Source organism: Aromatoleum sp. (assembly GCF_035254505.1).
Classification (GTDB): domain Bacteria; phylum Pseudomonadota; class Gammaproteobacteria; order Burkholderiales; family Rhodocyclaceae; genus Aromatoleum.
The window spans coordinates 89,963-108,959 of record NZ_DATFAO010000078.1 but is presented as its reverse complement, the minus strand read 5'-3'; the positions used below and the strand labels follow the sequence as shown (position 1 = coordinate 108,959).

General features: G+C 67.4%; 15 protein-coding genes. 10 read left to right on the top strand and 5 right to left on the bottom strand.

The window, feature by feature from the left end:
• Positions 1-64: 64 nt before the first annotated feature.
• The 3 genes from pdxA to VJ673_RS15560 are packed head-to-tail and all read right to left on the bottom strand — an operon-like array spanning position 65 to position 4,981.
• Positions 65-1,048, bottom strand: a complete 984-nt coding sequence (gene pdxA, locus VJ673_RS15570) for a 4-hydroxythreonine-4-phosphate dehydrogenase PdxA (protein ID WP_324127045.1) — start codon at positions 1,046-1,048, stop codon at positions 65-67.
• On the bottom strand, positions 1,045-2,361 hold the full coding sequence (locus VJ673_RS15565; protein ID WP_324127044.1) for a peptidylprolyl isomerase: 1,317 nt from the start codon (positions 2,359-2,361) through the stop codon (positions 1,045-1,047). The genes pdxA and VJ673_RS15565 overlap by 4 nt, the downstream gene beginning before the upstream one ends.
• Before the next feature lie 34 nt (positions 2,362-2,395).
• The gene (locus tag VJ673_RS15560) at positions 2,396-4,981 is read right to left on the bottom strand and encodes an LPS-assembly protein LptD (protein ID WP_324127043.1); all 2,586 of its coding nucleotides are present in this window, start codon (positions 4,979-4,981) and stop codon (positions 2,396-2,398) included.
• 56 nt (positions 4,982-5,037) lie between these two features.
• Here VJ673_RS15560 and VJ673_RS15555 point away from each other — a divergent pair, with 56 nt between their 5' ends.
• From VJ673_RS15555 to hemF, 10 genes are all read left to right on the top strand, one after another.
• On the top strand, positions 5,038-6,039 hold the full coding sequence (locus VJ673_RS15555) for an aminoglycoside phosphotransferase family protein (protein WP_324127042.1): 1,002 nt from the start codon (positions 5,038-5,040) through the stop codon (positions 6,037-6,039).
• A 17-nt stretch (positions 6,040-6,056) separates the two neighbouring features.
• Positions 6,057-6,737: an N-acetylmuramate alpha-1-phosphate uridylyltransferase MurU gene (murU, locus tag VJ673_RS15550; protein WP_324127098.1), complete on the top strand. Its 681-nt coding sequence runs from the start codon at positions 6,057-6,059 to the stop codon at positions 6,735-6,737.
• Positions 6,738-6,793: 56 nt separating this feature from the next.
• Positions 6,794-8,143, top strand: a complete 1,350-nt coding sequence (locus VJ673_RS15545; RefSeq protein WP_324127041.1) for an aminopeptidase P N-terminal domain-containing protein — start codon at positions 6,794-6,796, stop codon at positions 8,141-8,143.
• Complete coding sequence (locus VJ673_RS15540; RefSeq protein ID WP_324127040.1) at positions 8,136-9,287, top strand: FAD-dependent monooxygenase; 1,152 nt, start codon at positions 8,136-8,138, stop codon at positions 9,285-9,287. Before VJ673_RS15545 ends, VJ673_RS15540 begins: the two co-directional genes overlap by 8 nt.
• Positions 9,288-9,457: 170 nt before the next feature.
• Positions 9,458-11,230: a sensor domain-containing diguanylate cyclase gene (locus VJ673_RS15535; protein ID WP_324127039.1), complete on the top strand. Its 1,773-nt coding sequence runs from the start codon at positions 9,458-9,460 to the stop codon at positions 11,228-11,230.
• A gap of 93 nt (positions 11,231-11,323) precedes the next feature.
• On the top strand, positions 11,324-12,352 hold the full coding sequence (gene dusB / locus VJ673_RS15530; protein ID WP_324127038.1) for a tRNA dihydrouridine synthase DusB: 1,029 nt from the start codon (positions 11,324-11,326) through the stop codon (positions 12,350-12,352).
• Positions 12,349-12,585, top strand: a complete 237-nt coding sequence (locus tag VJ673_RS15525; protein ID WP_015434564.1) for a helix-turn-helix domain-containing protein — start codon at positions 12,349-12,351, stop codon at positions 12,583-12,585. Before dusB ends, VJ673_RS15525 begins: the two co-directional genes overlap by 4 nt.
• Positions 12,586-12,653: 68 nt before the next feature.
• Positions 12,654-14,243, top strand: coding sequence for a bifunctional phosphoribosylaminoimidazolecarboxamide formyltransferase/IMP cyclohydrolase (gene purH / locus VJ673_RS15520; RefSeq protein WP_324127097.1), 1,590 nt, complete (start codon positions 12,654-12,656; stop codon positions 14,241-14,243).
• Between the two features lie 19 nt (positions 14,244-14,262).
• Positions 14,263-15,540: a phosphoribosylamine--glycine ligase gene (purD, locus tag VJ673_RS15515; RefSeq protein WP_324127037.1), complete on the top strand. Its 1,278-nt coding sequence runs from the start codon at positions 14,263-14,265 to the stop codon at positions 15,538-15,540.
• 13 nt (positions 15,541-15,553) lie between these two features.
• On the top strand, positions 15,554-16,483 hold the full coding sequence (gene hemF / locus VJ673_RS15510; RefSeq protein ID WP_324127036.1) for an oxygen-dependent coproporphyrinogen oxidase: 930 nt from the start codon (positions 15,554-15,556) through the stop codon (positions 16,481-16,483).
• Positions 16,484-16,568: 85 nt separating this feature from the next.
• On the opposite strand, the gene VJ673_RS15505 is transcribed toward hemF, so the two are convergent.
• Positions 16,569-17,747: a heme biosynthesis HemY N-terminal domain-containing protein gene (locus VJ673_RS15505; protein ID WP_324127035.1), complete on the bottom strand. Its 1,179-nt coding sequence runs from the start codon at positions 17,745-17,747 to the stop codon at positions 16,569-16,571.
• A 10-nt stretch (positions 17,748-17,757) separates the two neighbouring features.
• Complete coding sequence (locus VJ673_RS15500; protein ID WP_324127034.1) at positions 17,758-18,975, bottom strand: uroporphyrinogen-III C-methyltransferase; 1,218 nt, start codon at positions 18,973-18,975, stop codon at positions 17,758-17,760.
• Positions 18,976-18,997: the final 22 nt, after the last annotated feature.

Here is an 18,997-nt window from a genome sequence, read left to right as displayed (position 1 = left end):
GCCGTCGCGCGGGCGGGCCGACCGGCACACCGCCCACCGGGGCCCCAGTAAAAACGGAAATCGCTCAGCCGCGCCCCGCCGCCATCCGGATCGCCAGTTCCACTGCAGCATACAAGCTCCCCGGATCCGCCTTCCCCGTCCCCGCGAGATCAAGCGCCGTCCCGTGATCCACCGAAGTCCGGATGATCGGCAAGCCCAGCGTCACATTCACGCCGCCACCGAAGCTCGCATGCTTCAACACTGGCAAGCCCTGGTCGTGATACATCGCCAACACCGCATCGCCCTGCTCCAGCGTATGCGGCACGAAGAGCGTATCGGCCGGCAAGGGCCCGACGAGATGCATTCCCTCGCCGCGCAGCTTTTCAAGCACGGGCGTAATGACCTCGATCTCCTCGCGCCCCATGTGTCCGCCTTCCCCCGCATGCGGATTCAATCCGGCGACGAGGATGCGCGGCGCGGGCAGCGCGAAGCGTTCGACGAGATCGCGATGCAGGATCCGCAGCGTCTCCTCCAGCACCTCCCGCGTGATCGCCGCCGGTACCGCCGCGAGCGGCAGATGCGTCGTCGCAAGTGCGACCCGCAATCCACCTCCGACCAGCATCATCACGACGAGCGGCGTGTCCGTATGCTCGGCAAGGTATTCCGTATGCCCGCTGAAGGGCACCCCGGCATCGTTGATCACGCCCTTGTGCACCGGCGCGGTCACCATCCCGGCGAATTCGCCGCTACGGCAGCCCGCCAGCGCACGGTCGAGCAACGCAAGCACGTAAGCCCCGTTCGCCGGATCGAGCACGCCGGCCTGCGCAGGCACACTCAAAGGCAGATGCAGCACTTCCAGCGCGCCCGACGGCGGCTCCGCCGACGCTTCATACGCGACGACTGGCACTCCATCGCCGGCGCGTTCGCGAATCAGCCCGATGTCACCGAGCACGACCAGCCGCGCCGGCCACGCCCGATCGAGCAGCCGCGCACAAAGCTCCGATCCGACGCCCGCCGGCTCGCCGCTCGTGACCGCCAGGACAGGCTGCTTCGCGACGACCTCGCTCATTCCTTGTCGAGCCGGTATTCGACGTAGGTGCGATCGCGCAGCTGACGCAGCCATTCTTCGTAGGCTTCGTCGGACTTGCGCGCGCGCAGCGCATTGCGTGCGGCGTTGCGCTTGCGCTCGTCGGACACGTCCTGCACGCGGCGCGCCTCGACCATGATCAGGTGCCAGCCGAAAGGCGATTTCACGGGCTGACTCACTTCACCCGGCTTCAGCGCGTCCATCGCGTGTTCGAATTCCGGCACCGTGTCGCCCGGATTCAGCCAGCCGAGGTCGCCCCCCTTCGCCGCAGACAGGTCCCCGGAATTCGCCTTCGCCAACTCGGCGAAGTTCGCACCGTTGACGATGCGCTCGCGCAGGCCGCGCAGGCGGGCCTCCGCCTCGGCATCGGACAGGATTTCGGACGTGCGGATCAGGATATGGCGCGCGCGCGTCTGCTGCATCTGAACCGGACCGGCGTTGCCGCCGCCGCGCTTGTCGACGAGCTTCACGATATGCAGCCCGGCGGCGCTGCGCAGGATGCCGGACACTTCGCCCGGCTTGAGCTGCCCCACCACGTCGGTGAACAGGCCCGGCACGCGATCGCGCGTACGCCAGCCCAGTGCGCCGCCAGTCAAGGCGTCGGGGGCGTCGGAGTATTCGGCGGCGAGACGGCCGAAATCCTCGCCCGCGCGCAGCCGCGTCAGCACCTGTTCCGCCCGCGCGCCGCGCTCCATGAGCTGACGCTGGTTCGCCCCTTCGGGGATGCGCACGAGGATATGCGCGAGCTGGAACTCCTCGTTCGCCACCCCTTCCGGATTGGTGGCAAGGTAGTTGTCGATCTCCGCGTCGGTCACAACCACGCGGTTCTCGACCTCGCGTTCGCGCAGGCGGGTCATCACGATCTCGCTGCGGATCTGGTCACGGAACTGCTCCCACGAGATGCCGTCCTTCGTGAGTGCTGCGCGCAGATCCGACGCGCTCATGCGGTTGTTTTCAGCGATCCGGCTGATCGCGCGCTCGAGCGTCGCGTCGTCGGCCTGGATGCCCGACTCCTTCGCGAGCTGCATCTGCGCCTTCTCGAGCACGATCCGCTCGAGCAATTGCCGCTCGAGCACGTCCGCGGGCGGCAGCTGTGTCCCCTGGCGGTTGAGCTGGCGCGTGATTTGCGCGACGCGCTCCTTCAATTCGACGGTGGTGACGACTTCGTTATTGACGATGGCGGCAATGCGGTCGACTTCGACCGGCCTGGCGGCCGCGGGAGTCGGCAGCAGGACGCCCGTGCATTGAAGGGCAAGAACCAGGGCAAGGCCCGGACGCGAGGGAATTCGGATCATGATCAGTGAAATTCTCGTGAGGAGCGAGGGGCCGTCAGTCGGCGCCGAAGATGCGGTCGCCCACGGGGTCGTTGATCTTCCCGTAGCCGGCGACGCTGCGCCTGAGCAGGTTGATCGGGCTCGAACCGACGCTCGTCAGGCCGTTGAATTCAAGTTGCACGAAGAAGGCCTGCGTCACATCCTCAGGGTTGGTAGCAAAACGGTGCAGCGCGGTGCGGAACACCCAGCAGCCGCCATCGTACTCGATCCCGGCGAGGGATTCCGTAATCCGATTTTCCTTCAGCGAACGGGTGATGCGTCCGACACCGTACCAGCCGCCGCCGAGCGGCCACTGACCGGACAAGTCCAGATCCTGCAGCACGTCGCGCGAGTAGCGGTACGACAGGTTCAGCGCGCGGCCGATATCCGGCGAGTAGCGGACGCGGAAGTTGAAGCGCTCGGTCTGGCTGTCGCGCGGGTTGTACTGCCATGCCGAATCCAGCGAGGTGCTGCGGCTCACGCGGCCGCTGAATACGCCGAGGATGTCCGCGCGCCGACCGGTGCGCGGCGTCTCTCCGGGCAACGTCACCTGCTGGTCGTCGAAATAGAAGCGCTGTCCGACGGTGGCCCGCAGGCGCTCGGCCCCCGTCTCGCCGTCGACGAGGCGGGAGGTCACGGCGGCCGTGACCTGGTTCGCATCGGCGATCCGGTCACCGCCTGAGTACAGGTTCTCGGAGAAGATCTGCGCGAGACCGAAGTCGTAGCGCGCAGAATCGAAGACCGGGATCTCGTCTTGATTGCGGGTCGGCACACGCACGTAATACAGGCGCGGCTCCAGCGTCTGGACGTAGGCCTTGTCGAAGAAGGCGGTGTCGCGCTCGAAGATCAGGCCGCTGTCGAGCGTGAAGATCGGCAGCGTGCGATTGATCGTCCGGCCCTCGGTGAGGGGGCCGCCCGGCACGGCCGGCAGGCCGTTGTCGAGGTCGTAGTGCGTGTAATGCACGCCGAACTTCGGCGTCACGAAGTAGCCGGCGCGCTCGTAGGGCAGCGCGACCTGCGGATACAGCGTGAGGCGACTGCCTTCGGGCTTGTCCTCATCGACGTGCCTAAACTGCACGAACTCCGAGCGCATGATGAAGGACGTACCGCCGGCGAGTTCGTTGCGGTTGGCGTTGAAGGTGAGCTGCGGCAGTCGCTGGTAGGGCGCGACGCCCGAGAGCGTCTGGTAGCTCTGAACCAACGCCGACGCGTTCCACCAGTCGCTCGCGGCATAGGTCAGTCGCCCCTCGCGCAGCAGCGTCGCGCGCGACGACAGCGACACGCGCGAGCTGAGATCCTCGAAGTAGTGCTTGTCCGACACGGCGTTGACGTCGATCGAGCCGAACAGGCCGGGCATCAGGATCTGCTGATGCTGGAAGGAGCCCAGCGCCCGGTCCTCGCCGGTGACGTTGTCGCGCGGCAGCCATTCGATGCGGCTCTCGCCCTTCTCGGTCGGCGTCAGGTAGCGAAATTCGGTCGCGAGCTGGGTGCCTCGACGCCCCATGAAGCGTGGCGCGAACGTCGCGTCGTAGTTCGGCGCGATGTTCCAATAGTACGGAATCGAGACGTCGAGGCCGACTTTGTTCGACACGCCGAAGGTCGGCGACAGGAAACCGGACTGGCGTTGCCCGACGAGCGGGAAGTCAGCCCACGGCCACCATAGCAGCGGGACGTCCTTGAACACGATCGACGCGTTGTGCGCCTCGCCGACCTCGCGGTCGTAGTCGAGGTGCAGCTCACTAGCCTTCACGTACCAGTCGGGATCGCTCGCCTGGCAGGTCGACCACGTCGCATTCTTGAGCTCGTACTGATTTTCGCCCTGAAAGTACATCACGTCGGCATGACCGCCGCCCGACACTTCGCGCTCGGCAGCGGTCGGCTGGCTTTGCTTCTGCCGCGACGACTTGGTGCTGCCGCCGCCTTTCAAGGAGGGATAGCCCGCCCACGGCCCCGTGTGCGCTGCCTCGACGCCGGTCTTCTCGTGCGCCTCGCGCTTGAACCAGTAGTCCGGGGTGTCGAACTGGCCCAGATGCTCGGTCAGCTTCATCCGGGCTTCCGGGCCCGCGATGGAGGCCTCCGTTTCCTTCAGCTGGACGTTTCCGACTGCGTGCACCTCGTCGTCGAGTTCGCGGTATTCGATGCGGTCCGCCGTGAGCACCGTGTCGTCCCGCCGCACCTCGGCGTTGCCCTCGGCAATGGTCTCCACGGAGCGCGTGCCGCGGATGTGGTCGGCACGGATCTCGGTCACTCCGGGCTCGAGCTCCGGCTCCATAGGCACGGGCTTGACGACGACCTCCGTCCCCTTCTTCGTTGTCGCACGCGGCGAGCCGGGCTTTGCCTGGCTCGCCGCGCCGGCGGCGGGCGCAGCTCCACCCCTTGTCGTCGCAGCAGGCGACGTCGACGGTGCAGTCGCCTTGCCGCCGCCTTCGGGCACGAGATCCGGCGAAACGACGAGCGGCGCCAACCCGGCCGGCAAGGCGGAGCTGGAGATACAGCACAGCAGCAGTGGAATCAGCCGCAACTGCGTTCTTAATTGCGATTCGCGCAAGCGCCTTCCCCAATCCTGGATGACGGCCGCCTCTCTCCCCATGCCTGCCGGCATGACTGCGGCCTTTTGATAAACTCGCGGATTTTACACGAAGCGTCGCGGAGAACCCGGTGCAAAGACTCGCCCAACTGAACGACTGGCTGCACGCCCAACTTCCGGGAGCCGAATTCGAACTCGCGCCCGCCTCGGCCGACGCGAGCTTCCGGCGCTATTTCCGCATCCGTCTCGCCGACGGCACGACACGCGTGATCATGGACGCCCCGCCCGCGCACGAGGACTGCCGCCCCTGGCTGCACGTCGCCGAACTCTTCCGCGACGCCGGCGCCCACGTGCCGGACGTCCTCGCGCAGGATCTCGAACAAGGCTTCCTGATGCTGTCCGATCTCGGCAGCACGACCTACCTCGCCGCGCTGACGCCCGACAACGCCCACGACCTTTACGCGGACGCGCTCGGCTCGCTCGTCGCGATCCAGAAGGCGAGCCGCCCCGGCGCGCTGCCCGAGTACTCGCGCGAACTGCTGCTGCGCGAGCTGATGCTCTTCCCCGACTGGTACATCGCGCGCCACAAGGGCGTGACGCTCGACGAGCGCCAGCACGCCACGCTGATGGCGACCTTCGACAAGATCCTCGCCGCGAACCTCGCCGAGCCTCGGGTCTTCGTGCACCGCGACTACCATTCGCGCAACCTGATGTACCTCGCCGAAGGCGCGAGCCCCGGCATCATCGACTTCCAGGACGCCGTCTACGGCCCGCTGACCTACGACCTCGCCTCGCTCTTCAAGGACGCCTACATCCACTGGGAAGAGGACTTCACGCTCGACATGCTCGCGCGCTACTGGGAAGCCGCGCGCAAGCTCGGCCTGCCCGTGCGCGCCGACTTCTCGGACTTCCACCGCGACTACGAATGGATGGGCGTGCAGCGCCACATCAAGGTGCTCGGCATCTTCGCCCGCCTTTACCACCGCGACGGCAAGGACGGGTATCTCCGCGACATGCCGCTCGTGATGGACTACCTGCGCCGCGCCTGCAAGCGCTATCGCGACCTCGGGCCGTTGCTGAAACTCCTCGACCACCTCGACCCCGAACCGGTCGAAGTCGGCTACACCTTCTGAGTCCGTCCATGCGCGCAATGATCCTCGCAGCCGGGCGTGGCGAACGCATGCGCCCGCTGACCGACACCTGCCCCAAGCCGCTGCTGCAGGCGGGCGGCAAGCCCTTGATCGTCTGGCACCTCGAACGGCTGCGCCAGGCAGGCTTCAGCGACGTCGTCATCAACTACGCCCATCTCGGCGCGATGATCGAAGCGGCGCTCGGCGACGGCACTCGCTTCGGCCTGCGCATCCGCTACTCGCCGGAAGCCGAGGCGCTGGAAACCGCCGGCGGCATCCGCCAGGCGCTCCCACTGTTGGGCGACGAGCCCTTCCTCGTGATCAACGGCGACATCTTCTGCGATGCCGATCCGGCGGCACTTCGCGAATGGGGGGCTGGCGTCGGTGCGGACGGCGATCTCGCCCGACTGCTGCTGATCCCGAACCCCGCACACCACCCCGAAGGCGACTTCCGTCTCACCGAGGGACGCATCTATCGCAACGGCGGCCCGCTGCTGACCTTTTCCGGCATTGGCGTATACCACCCCAGCCTCTTCGCAGGCATCGAGGCGGGGCACCGCGCACCGCTCGCCCCGCTGCTGCGCAACGCGATGGATGCCGGCCGCGTCGGCGGCGCACTGCACGAAGGCTACTGGCTCGACGTCGGCACGCCCGTGCGGCTCGCCGAGCTCGACGCACGGCTTCGCAGCAGCGGCGCCTGAACGCCACCTGCCGTCAGCGGTCGAAGCCACAGCCCGACGCATGCAATAATGACCCGATGAACACGCCCCTGGACCTCTCCGCGCTCGACATCGCGCCTTTCCGTGCCCGCCGCGAACGACTGCTCGCGCACATCGCTGCCCAGGGCGGCGGCGTCGCCGTCGTGCCAACCGCGGTCGAGCGCGCGCGCAACCGCGACACCTCCTTCCCCTTCCGCTACGACAGCTATTTCCACTACCTGACCGGCTTCGGCGAACCCGAAGCGGTCGTGGTGCTCGTCGCCGGCGACACGCCGAAGTCGATCCTGTTCTGCCGCGAGAAGAACGAGGAGCGGGAGATCTGGGACGGCTACCGGCATGGCCCCGACGGCGCGCGCGAGCGCTTCGGCTTCGACGAGGCCTACACGATCGGCGACCTCGACCTGCGCCTGCCCGAACTGCTCGCGAACCAGCCCGTCCTGTGGTGCAGCCTCGGCTACGACAACGACTGGGACGCCCGCGTGCTGCGCGCGCTCAACGCCGTGCGTGCCAACGCCCGCGCCGGTACGGTGCCGCCGCACTCGATCCGCGACGTGCGCGCCGAACTCGACGAGATGCGCCTCATCAAGGGCGCGAGCGAACTCGCCGTCATGCGCCGCGCCGGCGAAATCTCCGGCGCCGCCCACCGCCGCGCGATGGCCGCAACCCGACCAGGGAAATACGAATACGAGATCGAGGCGGAACTGATCCATCACTTCCGCCGCGCCGGCAGCCAGTCGCCGGCCTATCCCTCGATCGTCGCGAGCGGCGCCAACGCGTGCGTGCTGCACTACGTCGAGAACGACTGCCTCATGGCTGACGGCGACCTGCTGCTGATCGACGCCGGCTGCGAACTCGACGGCTACGCCTCGGACATCACCCGCAGCTTCCCCGTCAACGGCCGCTTCACCGGCCCGCAGCGCGATATCTATGAACTCGTGCTCGCCGCCCAGACGGCGGCGAAGGCCGAGATCCGCCCCGGCTCGCACTGGAACGCGCCCCACGATGCCGCGGTGAGGGTCCTCGCTCAGGGCATGCTCGATCTGGGCCTCTTGATCGGCACCCTCGACACCGTGATCGAAGAAGGCCACTACCGCCGCTTCTACATGCACCGCACCGGCCACTGGCTGGGGCGCGACGTGCACGACGCCGGCGAATACAAGCGCGACGGCGACTGGCGCCCCCTCGAACCCGGCATGGTCCTCACCGTCGAACCCGGCTGCTACATCCGCCCCGCCTCCGACGTGCCGCAAGCCTTCTGGAACATCGGCGTACGCATCGAGGACGACGCGGTAGTCACCGCCGACGGCTGCGAGTACATCACCGAGAGCGCCCCGCGCACGGTCGCGGACATCGAGGAAGCGATGCGCGAAGGGCGCGACGGTGCATGACCTGCTGATCGTCGGCGCCGGCCCAGTCGGCCTCTCGCTGGCGCTCGCGCTGCGCGGTACCGGCCTGCACGTCGCGCTGGCCGACACCCGTCCGCGCACCGCGGTCACGGAAGATCCGCGCGTACTGGCGCTCGCCCACGGCACCCGCCTCACGCTCGAACGCCTCGGCGTCTGGCCGCAGCTACCGGCGACAGCAATCCGCCACATCCACATCTCGCAGCAGGGCGGCTTCGGCCGCACCCGTCTCGACGCCGGCGACTACGACCTGCCCGCGCTCGGCTACGTACTCGCTGCCGGCGCCCTCGCCGGAGCGCTACGGCAAGCGGTCGACGCCGCCGGCATCCCCGTGATGGACGAAACCGAGGTCACGGCGCTCAAGCCCGGCACCGAACAGGTCGAGATCAGCCTCGCCGGTCCCGGCTCGGCCGTGCACGGCAGCCACTGCACGGCTCGCCTCGTCGCCTGTGCGGAAGGTGGACTGCAGCCCGACACCGAAGGCGTCGTGACGCGCGACTACGACCAGCACGCGCTGATCGGCCGCGTCGCCGTTCAAGCCGATCACGGCCAGGTCGCATTCGAACGCTTCACCTCCGAAGGCCCGATCGCGCTGCTACCCTACGGCAAGGACTACGCGCTCGTGCACGTCGTCCCAGCGGGACGCGCCGCCGAACTGCTGGCGCTCGACGACCGCGCCTATCTCGCACGGCTGCAGACCGCCTTCGGCACCCGCGTCCAGTTCACCGCAATCCGCGACCGCCAGCGCTTCCCGCTGGGCCTGCGCTACCGGCGCGATCCCGTCGGACAGCGCACCGTCTGGCTCGGCAACGCCGCGCAGACGCTACACCCGGTCGCGGGCCAGGGCTTCAACCTGGCCCTGCGCGACGTGTGGGCTCTGTCGCAAGCGCTTGCCGAACATCCCGGCGACCCCGGGGCGGCCGGCACACTCGAGGCCTACCGCAACAACCGCCGCCTCGACCGCTTCGGCGCGATCCACTTCACCGACAGTCTCGTGCGCATCTTCAGCAATGACGTCGGCCCGCTGCATCACGCCCGCGGCGCGGCCCTGTTCGCGCTCGATATGCTGCCCCCGCTGCGCCACTTCATCGCCCGACGCATGATGTTCGGCGCCCGCGCCTGGCTCTGACCGCCGCGGCGCGCCGCAACTCTGGATTGCACTAAGACTTTCGGCGCGATACGCCCTGGCGCTCCGATCGCGCCAACGCCACGCCATGCAAGCGGCCTAGAAGCTATGCCGAAAGTCGAATCGTCGGACGATCCGATTTCCCTACTTCAAGTCGGGTCGTTTATGATGCCATGCAAACAATTTGCGATTACCAGCATCACGTCACGATGAACCACCATATGCGGATTCGCTACAAAATAACCCTTGCCGTCGGCGTCGCCGTGACGATCGTGCTGGTGGCCATGGCGTTCTTCTACACCCATTATCAGGAACAGACAGTTCTCCGCCAGAACGAGCGGACGATGGAGAAGCTGACCGAGAGCGTGGCGCAAGGCCTGCAGGCGGTGATGCTCGCCGGCTCGGCGGACATCGCCGAATCGTACGCGGACCGCCTCAAGAAGGTGTCCGATGTCCTCGATTTCCGCATCCTGCGCACCAACGGCGACGAAGCCTTCCGCGACAACAAGACGATCCTCGCGGTCAACAAGCGGCGCGGAGAGGAAACCTTCGCGCCGCGCGAGACCGAGATGCGGGTGCCAGTCCTCCCCGCCGACGACCCGAACCTGCTGCAGACCGTCGAGACCGCGAAGACCCTGCCGATCTATGAACGCGGCGACGACGGCCACCGCATCCTGACCTTCCTCGCGCCGATCCGCTTCATCGACTCGTGCAGCAAGTGCCACGGCAAGGGCGAAAAAGTGCGCGGCGTCATCAAGCTCACGACCTCGCTCGCCTCGGTCGAGCGCGACATCTACGAAGTCCGCCAGTACGCCATCGGCGCGCTCGCCCTCGCGCTCGCCGCGACGATGATGCTCACCGGCTACATGCTCGGACGCACCGTCGTTGAACCGCTCGAAAAGGTCACCAACGCGATGGCCCGCGTGTCCGGCGGCGACCTCGACCACCAGGTGCCGATCCAGACCCGCGACGAACTCGGCCGCATGGCGAGCAGCTTCAACCGTATGACCTCGGAGCTGAAGACGACCTACGACGGCCTGCGGCGTGAACAGGACAAGCTCACGACGATCATCCATGGCGCTGGCGAAGGCATCATCGTCACCGACAACCACCTCGACATCGTCCTCGTGAACCCCGCCGCCGAGCGCCTGCTCGAAAAGACTGCAGCCCAGATCGTCGAAGAAGGCTTCGTGCATATCCTCGACAACCCGGATGAAATGCGCACCTGGCTCGCGGAAGACGCCGCCCACGCTGCCATCACGACCGAATACAAGGGACGCGTCCTGCAGGTCTTCGCCTCGACGATCCTCGGCAGCGACAACAACGTCGTCGGCTCGGCCGCGCTTCTGCGCGACATCACCGAGGAAAAGCGCCTCGAGGAAGAACTGCGCCGCCTCTCGACCACCGACGGCCTGACCGGCCTCTACAACCGCCGCCATCTCGACACCACGCTCGCGACCGAATACAACCGCTCGAGCCGCACCGGCACCTCGCTCGCGGTGGTGATGTTCGATATCGACCACTTCAAGAAATTCAACGACACCTACGGTCACGACCAGGGCGATCGCGTGCTGCAGGCGGTCGCGCGCAATTTCCACGACGCGCTGCGCAAGTACGACCTCGCCTGCCGTTACGGCGGCGAAGAATTCGTCGGCATCCTGCCCAACACGACGCTCGAAGGCGCTTACAGCGTCGCCGAACGCCTGCGCTGCGACATCGAGGCCTCGGAAGTCGACGGCCTCAAGGTCACGATCAGCCTCGGCGTCGCGGCCTTCCCCGAGCTTTCCGTCGACTCGCCCGAAGGGCTCATCGAAGCTGCCGATGCCGCGCTCTACCGCTCGAAGGAAGGCGGGCGCAACCGCACGTCGCGCGCCGAGCCGCTCGCCGACTCGACTGACGCCGAACCGCCTCCCGACACTGCAGCACTTCCGCCACAGACCGCGTGACACATTCGGCAGGGGGCACGCTTTCGCGTGTTCCCCTAGCGCCGCATGGGGTAAAATGCGCGACTTTCCCCGCGTCTACACCCCATCCCGCCCATGCAGTACGCCGGCTTCACCCTGCGCAACAATCTCGTCGTCGCCCCCATGGCGGGCGTCACCGATCGCCCCTTCCGCCAGCTCTGCAAGAAGCTCGGCGCCGGGCTCGCGGTGAGCGAGATGGTCACGTCCAACTCGCTGCTCTACGGCAGCGCGAAGACGCTCAGGCGTGCCAACCACCAAGGCGAAGTCGAGCCGATCTCGGTGCAGATCGCAGGCGCCGATCCGCAGATGATGGCCGACGCAGCCCGTCACAACGTCGATAACGGCGCGCAGATCATCGACATCAACATGGGCTGCCCGGCCAAGAAGGTCTGCAACGTCATGGCCGGCTCGGCGCTAATGCAGGACGAACCCCTGATCGCGCGCATCCTCGAAGCGGTCGTCGGCGCCGTGCCCGGCACCCCGGTCACGCTCAAGTTCCGCACCGGCTGGAACCGCCAGAACCGCAATGCGCCAATAGTCGCCCGCATCGCCGAAGCCTCCGGCATCCGCGCGATCGCGATCCACGGTCGCACGCGTGCCGACCAGTACATGGGCGACGCCGAATATGACACGATCGCGCACGTGAAGTCTCTCGTCGGCATCCCGGTGATCGCCAACGGCGACATCACCACGCCCCAGAAAGCCAAGCACGTGCTCGACTACACCGGCGCCGACGGCATCATGATCGGCCGTGCCGCGCAAGGCCGGCCGTGGATCTTCCGCGAGATCGAGCACTACCTCGCCACCGGCGAGTTGCTACCCGCGCCGCTGGTGAGCGAAATCCTGCAGGTCTGCCGCGAACACTTGCACGACCTGTACGAATTCTACGGCGAGGACACGGGGGTCAAAGTCGCGCGGAAACACATCTCCTGGTACACGAAAGGCCTGGTCGGCTCTGCCGCCTTCCGCCGGACGATGAACCAGCTACCCGACGTCGCTACGCAACTCGCCGCGGTTGACGAATTCTTCGGCACGCTCGCCGAACAGGACGCCCGCCTGAGTTACGAAGACGAAGCAGAACTCCCGCAGGAACTCGCAGCATGACCCGCCCCAATGAAATCGCCGATTCGGTGCAGCGCACCCTCGACCAGTACTTTCGCGACCTCGACGGCGAAAAACCGTCCGCGATCTACGAAATGGTGATCCGCAACGTCGAACGTCCGATGCTCGAATTCGTCCTGCGGCAGGCCAACGGCAACCAGACCGTGGCCGCCGAGATGCTCGGCATCAACCGCAATACGCTGCGCCGCAAGCTCACCGAATACGAATTGTTGTAATTCCACGCCGGTCCGGCAGCACGCGGCCCCGGCAGCCAGTTTTCCGATTGTCCTTTGCGATCCCGATGATGAAAGTCTCCCAAGCCCTGATCAGCGTCTCCGACAAGCGCGGTGTCCTCGAATTTGCCCAGGCTCTGCACGCCCAAGGCATCAAGCTGCTGTCGACGGGCGGCACCGCCACGATGCTGCGCCAAGCCGGCCTGCCGGTCACCGACGTGTCGGAACACACGGGCTTCCCCGAGATGCTCGACGGCCGCGTCAAGACGCTGCACCCCAAGGTCCACGGCGGCATCCTCGCGCGCCGCGACCTGCCCGAGCACATGGAGACGATCGCCGCGCACGGCATCTCGCGCATCGACCTCGTCATCGTGAACCTCTACCCCTTCGCGCAGACCGTCGCCAAGCCCGACTGCACGCTCGAAGACGCGATCGAGAACATCGACATCGGCGGCCCCACGATGGTCCGCGCCGCGGCGAAGAACCATGGCGGCGAAGCCGGCGGCGTCGGTATCGTCACCGACCCGGAAGACTACGATTCCATCGTCGCCGAACTGAAGTCGAACGACGGCGCGCTGAGCTACAAGACCCGTTTTGCGCTGGCGGTGAAGGCCTTCACGCACACCGCCCGCTACGACAGCGCGATCTCCAACCACCTGACCGCGCTGACCTTCGGCGACAAGGGCGAAGTCGCGAAGCAGGCGTATCCGGAACGCTTCCAGATCGCCTTCGACAAGGTGCAGGACCTGCGCTACGGCGAAAACCCGCACCAGTCCGCTGCCTTCTACCGCGAGCCGAACGCCCCGGAAGGCGCGATCGCGTCCTACCAGCAGCTGCAGGGCAAGGAACTGTCGTACAACAACATCGCCGACGCGGACGCCGCGTGGGAATGCGTGAAGGCCTTCGACGACGGCACGCCGGCCTGCGTCATCGTCAAGCACGCGAACCCCTGCGGCGTCGCCATCGCCGAGTCGCCGCTCGCCGCCTACCGCAAGGCTTTCTCGACCGACCCGACCTCGGCCTTCGGCGGCATCATCGCCTTCAACTGCGAAGTCGACCGCGCTGCGGCCGAAGCCGTCTCGGCTCAGTTCCTCGAAGTGCTGATCGCCCCGGCCTACACAGCGGACGCACTGGCGCTGCTGACCGCGAAGCAGAACGTGCGCGTGCTGACCTGTCCGCTGGGCAAGCCCGCAGGCGCGCTCGACTACAAGCGCGTCGGCGGCGGCCTGCTGGTGCAGAGCGCCGACGCAGCCCGCATCCAGGTGGCCGACCTCAAGGTCGTCACCAAGCGCGCCCCGACCGAACAGGAATTGGGCGACCTCCTCTTCGCCTGGCGCGTCGCGAAGTACGTCAAGTCGAACGCGATCGTCTTCTGCCGCGACGGCATGACCGTCGGCGTCGGTGCCGGCCAGATGAGCCGCGTCGACTCCGCGCGCATCGCCGCGATCAAGGCCGAGAACGCCGGCCTCCAGATCAAGGGCACGGTCGTCGCGTCCGACGCGTTCTTCCCGTTCCGCGACGGCCTCGACGTGCTGGCCCAGGCCGGCGCAACCGCCGTCATCCAGCCGGGCGGCTCGATGCGCGACGCCGAAGTGATTGCCGCGGCCGACGAACAGGGCGTTGCGATGGTCTTCACCGGCTTCCGCCACTTCCGCCACTGATAGCAGCACGGAGAAGGACATGAAAGTTCTCGTCATCGGCTCCGGCGGTCGCGAACACGCGCTCGCCTGGAGGCTCGCCCAATCGCCGAAGGTGACGCGGGTCCTCGTGGCCCCGGGCAACGCGGGCACCGCTCGTGAGCCGCTGCTCGAGAATGTCGCCATCACCGCGATTCCGGACCTGATCGAGCTCGCGCGGCGCGAGCAGGTCGAATTCACCGTCGTAGGCCCGGAAGCCCCGCTCGCCGCCGGCGTCGTCGACGCCTTCCGCGAGGCCGGCCTGCGCATCTTCGGGCCGACCAGGGCCGCCGCCCAGCTCGAAAGCTCGAAGGATTTCGCCAAACGTTTCCTGATCCGCCACAGCATTCCGACCGCCAAGTACCAGACCTTCGCCGACGCCGCCCAAGCCCACGCCTACGTGGATGCGGAAGGTGCACCGATCGTCATCAAGGCAGACGGGCTTGCGGCCGGCAAGGGCGTTGTCGTCGCAATGACGGCCGACGAAGCGCACGCCGCGATCGACATGATGCTCACCGACAACCGCATGGGCGATGCGGGCGCACGCGTCGTGATCGAGGAGTTCATGACCGGCGAGGAAGCGAGCTTCATCGTCATGGCCGACGGCAAGCACGCCCTCGCACTCGCGACCAGTCAGGACCACAAGCGCCTCAAGGACAACGACCAGGGCCCCAACACGGGCGGCATGGGCGCCTATTCGCCCGCGCCCGTCGTGACGCCCGAAGTGCACGCCCGCGTAATGCGCGAGATCATCATGCCGACGCTCGCCGGGATGGCCGCCGACGGCATGCCTTATAGCGGCTTCCTTTACGCCGGCCTGATGATCGACGACGCCGGCCATCCGCGCGTCGTCGAGTTCAACTGCCGCATGGGCGATCCCGAAACCCAGCCGATCATGATGCGCCTCAAGAGCGACCTATCGGACCTCGTCGAAGCCGCAATCGACGGCCGCCTCGACCAGGTCGAGGCCGAATGGGACCGCCGCGTCGCACTCGGCGTCGTGCTCGCCGCCGAAGGCTATCCCGAAGCCCCGCGCAAGGGCGACCGCATCGCCGGCCTGCCGGCGCAGGCCCAGGACGATGCCCACGTGTTCCACGCCGGCACGATCGATCAGGATGGCCACGTCGTCACCGCCGGCGGCCGCGTGCTGTGCGTCACCGCCCTCGGCGACAACGTCCGCACAGCCCAAAAGCGCGCCTACGACGTCGCCGACGCGATCCTCTTCGAGGGCCGCCAATTCCGCCGCGACATCGGACACCGCGCCGTCGCACGCAAGAACTGACCGGGGCAAGCCCATGAGCGTCGTCGATTCCGCCACCGTCAAGGAATACCTCGTCGGGCTGCAGCAACGCATCGTCGGCGCCCTGGAAGAGTTCGACGGCCAGCCTTTCCGCGTCGACAGCTGGGACCGCCCCGGTGGTGGAGGCGGCATCACGCGGGTGATCGAGGAGGGCCGCTTCTTCGAGCGCGGCGGCGTGAACTTCTCGCATGTGATGGGTGCCGGCATGCCGGCATCAGCCACCGCACACCGCCCCGAACTCGCCGGCCGCTCCTTCGAGGCGATGGGCGTGTCCTTGGTCCTGCACCCGCGCAACCCCTACTGCCCCACCGTGCACATGAACGTGCGCTTCTTCATCGCGCTACCGCCCGCCGATCAGCCGGAAGCAGCGCCGATCTGGTGGTTCGGCGGCGGCATGGACCTCACGCCCTACTATCCGTTCGAAGAAGACGTCCGCCACTTCCACCGCACCTGCCGCGACGCCGTGCTGCCCTTCGGCGGCGAAGCCGAATACCGGCGCCTGAAGGAGTGGTGCGACAGCTACTTCTTCCTCAAGCACCGCAACGAAGCGCGCGGCGCGGGGGGCCTCTTCTTCGACGACCTCGGCGCAGACGGCAAGAAGGACTTCGACGCGGCCTTTGGTCTGACGCGCAGCGTCGGCGACGCCTTTCTCCTGGCCTACCTGCCGGTTATCCAGCGCCGCCGCGACAACGCCTGGAGCGAGCACGAGCGCGATTTCCAGGCCTACCGGCGTGGACGTTACGTCGAGTTCAACCTCGTGTTCGACCGTGGCACGCTGTTCGGCCTGCAGTCCGGCGGACGCACGGAATCGATCCTGATGTCCCTGCCGCCGATCGTGAAATGGCGCTACGACTGGCATCCCGAACCGGGCAGCCCGGAAGCGGTGCTCTACGACGAATACCTGAAGCCGCGCGACTGGTGTTGAGCCAACGCCGCGTCGGCCGACACGGAGGCTGAAGCAAAACGGCCGCTCCGAGGAGCGGCCGTTTTGCATTGGAGAAACAGGGGAGTCAGCTCGCTGCCACGAGCTGCGCAGCGGCCCGATAATGGACCTGCGCGTCCTCCGCGCGATCCAGACGCTCCAGCAATCCGGCGAGCGCGAGATGCGTTTCGATCGTCGGCGCGAGGTTCAGCGAGACCTCCAGATAGCTCTGCGCCTTGCCCCAGAGCTGCGCCTCACTGCACAGCCGGCCGAGCGCGAACAGCAAGCCCCCGTCCTTGGGATGCTGAACCAGCCACTTCTCGGCGCGCGCGAGACACTCGACCGCCTCGTCGCCGCCACAGTGCGCATAAAGCCGTGCGAGTCCGCTATCCCACTCCGTTTCGAGGAGCCGCTCGAGAGTCTTGCGTACGAGCGCACCCTGCCCTGCGCTAGCCATCAAGGGAACGGCCCGCTCAACCAGCCGCCGGTCGTTCAATTCATCGGCGGGAATCGCGCGCCAATAAGCCGCCAGCCCATCGCCGTCGCCCGCGAGTTCGCGGAAGCGCTCGATATGAGCCCGACGCAGCACGAGCTGCGCCTGCTCGCCGGAGAGCGCGCGATGCTTGCGCAGCTGACGCGCCAGCCGAATCACCTCTTCCCATTGCGCGAGGGCCGACGCAACCCGTAGCGACAGGCGCAACGCGGCGATGTGACGCTGGCCGGCGAGACGCAGACTCTCGAGCCGTTCAGCCGCCTCGTTGAAATGCCGCCCTTCGACCGCGAGCTCCGCCTCCGTCATCAGCCGCGCGACCCGCGACTCCCCCTCCGTCTCGGTCGCCCGACCGATCCAGATGCGATAGCGGGTGTCGTCGCGCATCGCGTGCGCCGCGCGCGCGGCGACCAGGGCCGAAACGGTCGGTGCTTCGCCGCCATTGAAGGCCGATTCAGCGAGCTTCACGGACTGCGAAAAGCGCCCTTCGAAAAGCGCACGCACCGCGTCCCGCAAGGCACGGCCAGCGACTTCCTTGCGGCGGCGCTCGCGGAATACGCCGACCCGGCCCGGGAGCGCCAGCGTCTTGCTCACGACGCGCAGCACCCCGTAGGTCAGCACGAAACCGAGGACGAGAATCACGATCAGGAGGTTCAGCGAGAGCTGCATCCGCCACGGCGGCAACACCAGCAGCACGTAGCCAGTGTTGATGCTCGCCAGCATCGCCCCCCCGACGGCGAGCGCAAAGATACCGATCAGCCAGATCAAGGCACGCATGTCGGCTCCCTCAGTGCGCGCCGCCGTTCGCCGCGGGCCGCGCCGGCTCGGCGCCCTTGCCCGCAGGGGCAGGACGGGCTGGCGACGACGCGTCGGGCGTCGGCTTGCCGCCGGACTCCGCTCCACGGGCCTGCAACATGCGCAGCGCCGCGATGCTTTCCGTGGGGCCCGGCTGGTCGACGCGTACCTGCGTCGTCTTCAATTCGGTCAGCGCCGCCAAGGCCTTCTGCACCTTCTCGTCGCGCTGGTCGAAGAAGCGCGAAATCCATCCTTCGGCCTGCGCCAGATCGGCCGCAAAGGTGCGGCCGTCGCGGGCCAGCAGCGCGAGTCGCGCGGTCAGCAACCGGATCTTCAGGTTTTCGCGCAGGAAGGTGCTCTGCGCCGGCGCGAGCAGCTCCGGCTCCGACTGATCGAGCCGTTCGACGCGGACCAATGCGGCAAGTTCGTGCCAAATGTCGCGCGCGAGCGCCTTGACGAATTCAAGAGCTGGCACATCGCCGGCGGCCGGAGCCGAGCCAGCCGCCGGGGCGTTCGGCGCCAACTCGCCGGCAAACGCCAGCGGCAGGCTGTCGACCGCTTCGAGCAGGCCTTCAAGACGCAGCGCGATGCCCTGCACGTCGACCTGGGGCGTCGCCTTCAGGCGATCGATGTCGTGCATCAGCGCACGCCGCAGCGGCAGCAACTGGCCGCGATCCTGGGCGGCGAGGCGCGATTCCGCGCCCTGCAGCGCGATCAGCGCCGCATCCGCATTGCCCGCCAATTGCAGCTGCTGCGCGGCAACGCTCACGGCCTGTTCGGCTTCGGCAATCGCGCGATCTTCGCGGTTGCGGGAAAACTCCTGGTACAGCGTCTGCAGCGCCGCCGCCTGCCCTTCAGTCGCAGCGACCTGCGCTTCGAGCGCGCCGATCTTGCCTTGCAGGGACGCGAGCGAGTCCTGCTGCTGCCGCAACAGCGTGCGGGCCTCGCCAGCCGCGGCCTCGCTGCTCGTGATGCGCTGCGCGACCTCAGTGCGCACTTGGGCGACACCGCTGCGCAATTCATACACCTGCCATCCGACGACGCCCACCGCGACGAAAGCGACGCCCGCGAGCAGGCCCGGCCAGCTGGAGCCGCCCGCCGCGCGTGGCGGCGGATTACCGGAAGTCGCCGCGCCTGAAGTTTCGCGGCTGAACGCGGCCGACGCTTCGGCCGCGGGAGGCTGTGTCAGGGCAGATTGTTCTTCGTTCATGACCAGAGTGTAACCGAGGCGT